At 65.4% G+C, this 3,098-nt stretch carries 4 protein-coding genes and 1 pseudogene; all 5 read left to right on the forward strand.

The window, feature by feature from the left end; genetic code table 11:
- Positions 1–416, forward strand: a pseudogene (locus tag AC1D2K_RS32680) (acetaldehyde dehydrogenase (acetylating)); the annotation flags it as partial.
- Positions 417–562: 146 nt separating this feature from the next.
- On the forward strand, positions 563–730 hold the full coding sequence (locus tag AC1D2K_RS32685; protein ID WP_478094335.1) for a hypothetical protein: 168 nt from the start codon (positions 563–565) through the stop codon (positions 728–730).
- A 526-nt stretch (positions 731–1,256) separates the two neighbouring features.
- The gene (locus tag AC1D2K_RS32690; protein WP_478094337.1) at positions 1,257–1,460 is read left to right on the forward strand and encodes a hypothetical protein; all 204 of its coding nucleotides are present in this window, start codon (positions 1,257–1,259) and stop codon (positions 1,458–1,460) included.
- A gap of 1 nt (position 1,461) precedes the next feature.
- Positions 1,462–2,067 carry a hypothetical protein gene (locus tag AC1D2K_RS32695; protein ID WP_478094338.1) on the forward strand — a complete coding sequence of 202 codons (606 nt, stop codon included), beginning with the start codon at positions 1,462–1,464 and terminating at the stop codon, positions 2,065–2,067.
- On the forward strand, positions 2,064–2,453 hold the full coding sequence (locus AC1D2K_RS32700) for a hypothetical protein (RefSeq protein ID WP_478094339.1): 390 nt from the start codon (positions 2,064–2,066) through the stop codon (positions 2,451–2,453). Before AC1D2K_RS32695 ends, AC1D2K_RS32700 begins: the two co-directional genes overlap by 4 nt.
- Positions 2,454–3,098: the final 645 nt, after the last annotated feature.

Genomic DNA, 3,098 nt, shown 5'->3' on the forward strand with positions numbered 1-3,098 from the left:
ACGCCAAGCACCTTCGCATGGGTGCGATGGTGGGCATCGACGCCGGCTCCGACGGCCTGGCGCGCGCCGAGCGTCAAGGCGTGCCGATCACCGCCATCGAGGGGCTGCTGCGCCTTCCGGGCTTTGCCGAGATCGGCATCGCCTTCGACGCGACTTCCGCCGGYGCGCACGCGCGGCACAACGAACTGCTGCAGGCGCACGGCGTGCAGGTGATTGACCTCACGCCCGCGGCCATCGGCCCCTACGTGGTGCCGGTGGTCAACCTCGACTAGCACCTCGGTGCGCTTAGCATCAACATGGTCACCTGCGGCGAGCAGGCCACCATTCCCTTGGTGCGGGCGGTATCGCGCGTGGCGCCGGTGCACTACGCGGAGATCGTGGCCTCCATTGCGAGCAAGTCGGCGGGGCCGGGTACCTGAGCCCGCGCAGCGCGAGATCGCACGGACGCCAAGTCCGGCGCCGGAGCAGAACTGCCCTACCGCGCAACCCATAGGCCTCTCGTCTCACGGGCGCCGGGTCGGTGATCGTGTCAATTTGCACCAGTCGCACTGCCCTGCTTCGCTTGGTCCGTTTGCAAGTGCTTGTCGTGATTGACGTTTTTCGGGGAGACCGTGTCAATTTGTCGAAAAAATACGATTACCCCATGCTGCAAGGCATCACGCCCGATGGCCTGCTGCGCGACAGTCCCGACCTCGGCTTCGTCGTGCGCAAGATTCACCGCAGCCCTTGACCTCCGTCGACGTCAGGCTGGCCGTGCTGGTGGCCCTGGTCCAGGCACCGGCCAGCAGCCCGGTCGCCGCCGAGCTGCTGGCGGGCAGCGCCCCCTACGAGGCCCGTCTGCTGGCGCTGGTCGAGGCTGACCGCGCGGGTGYTGGCAGGCGACGCACGGGCCTTAGGCGGCGGTCGGCCCGGACCGCCCTTAGACCTCGCCCAAGCTGCCCGCGCGTCCCGTAGGGGCCGGGGCCGGATTGAGGCGCCACGCGGGTTTCAACTGGAATCCGCTTCCAACCCTCTAGGACGAGGAAAGCGCCCGGCTACTATCTGCGCCACCCCGGAGGTTCGCTACCCGTCGATTCCCGCCCGGTTCGGCAATCCAGCACGGCGGCGCCGCTTTTCTTGGGCGTCATGTGCAAACCTATAATTTGTATAGAATGGCCCCAACGTTCGGACAAGAGAATTCGAAGCTGACGAAGGCGATACGCCGCGTCGCCCGAGACTCGGCCAACGTGAGATTCATCAGGCACGCTCAGGAAGAAATGGACAACGACGGCTTCGACCACGTCGACGTGTTGACCTGCCTCCGCAAGGGCACGGCGCATGGCCCCGAAGACAACGGGCGGTGCAACGTCGTTCACAGGGGCCTGCACATCCGCGCCGTCGTTGGCGGCCTCGAAGCCGGCGGTGAAGGCTGGACCGACCTGACGAGCATCACCGTAATCACAGTCATGAAGGTGAACTGAAATGGAAAAGCTGCCGGGTACCGGCTTACCCAACGTGTACGTGATCGACGGCGTCGTCGAGCACCCGGACGGGGCGGTCTCGTACCGCGACCTCGACGGCCTCTATGTCGCCCTCGCTGGCGCGATCGCCGCGCGCGTGACGCCGCTTACGGCCGCCGAACTGCGCTTCATGCGCAAGCGGCTCAAGATGACGCAGGACGACGTCGGGCGCCTCGGCGGGAAGACGGGACAAGTCGCGGCGATGTGGGAGAAGGGCACGCGGCCGGTCCCGGTCGCCGAGGGCAATATGCTGCGGCTCATCTGGATGGCCCGCCACGCGAAGCGCGGCCTCGCCGCCGCCGTCCGCGCGATGGAGGCCGGCGATGGCCACGTGGAACCGTGCGACTACGTCCTGCGCTTCGTCGACCGCGCGGGCTGGCACGAAGCGATCGAGGAGGCGCAGGCCCGAGCGCACGCGCAGGCCAAGGCACACGCCGGGGAGGCAATCGCGCAGGCCATGACCGGCCCGGCCTTCTATACGTTCGACGGTGCGGTCGACGCTATCGACGCCGCCTCGACGGTCGCCGCGACCACTGATACCACCGCCCCCCAGGAATTGTTCACATGAGCACGACGCGAAAAATCATCACGCCAGTAGCGCCAGCGGCGTCCGGCGCCCAGGTGCCGGACCACCTGTTTGGGTGGCCCGAGATCGCCGCTGCCCTCCTCGCCTCGAAGGGGATCACGAAGGGATGGTGGCGCGTCGGCATGCAGTTGCGCTTCGGCGCCCTGACAACCCGGATGGGCGACCCTGGGCAGGAGCAAAAGAGCGTGCCGACTGCGATCGTCGGAATCGACAGCGTCGCGATCTTCTCGACGGATCAGGGCGGGGATATGGTCTACGACGCCGCGAACGGGTGCGCGCCGGTCCCGGCCGGTGCCGTCGCGCCGAGGGCCGCGAAGGTGGCGCAGAAGAAGATCAAGGTTGAAATCCGGAAGCGCGCCGCGACATAGGGGGGCGCGCGCTCGGGTATTCGACTCGAACAGCACTACCACTGCACCGAGGAAGAAATCCGCAAGGAGCACCTCGAGGCGGAGCGCATCGAGGGGACGCTGATTGAAGGCGGGATACCCGGAGACGCCCGAGGAAGTCGCCGAGCATGACCGGGCGATGAAGCCCACTCCCTCGTTAGTTTCGGATTGGTGGGCCAATCAGCGCATGACGGCATTTTGCCTCCACCTTATCTACTATTCGCCCGTGCGTCATGCTGGCTGTTGTACCGTCTTCCTTCGGTGTGACATGCCTAAGAATTGCGAAGAAGAGCCACAGCAGTAGAAGCCCAGAGTCTCTGGGGTTCGGGCCAGGTGCATCGAGCAAGAACATAGGTCCGCCATTGCCTTGGTACGAGAAGAATGCTTCGGCTTTTACTGACAAACTCTCGGTCGTGCTGGTGCCATAGGTTGCGACCGGCGAACAGTCGTGCTTGGCATAGGCATAGGCATCGTCGAGCGGCCGAGACAGCAGGGCGCATCTGGGTTACCGAACCAAGTGCGCCTTTCGGTCTACGAAGAACATCCTGACCAGCGTTCGCTCCCCAAGTGCTTCCGCGAGGACCTCGAATGCAAAGTAGGGAATGAGTACCAGAAGCAGTATCAGGA

The sequence above is a fragment of the Variovorax sp. P1_H12_2 genome, from assembly GCF_056405335.1.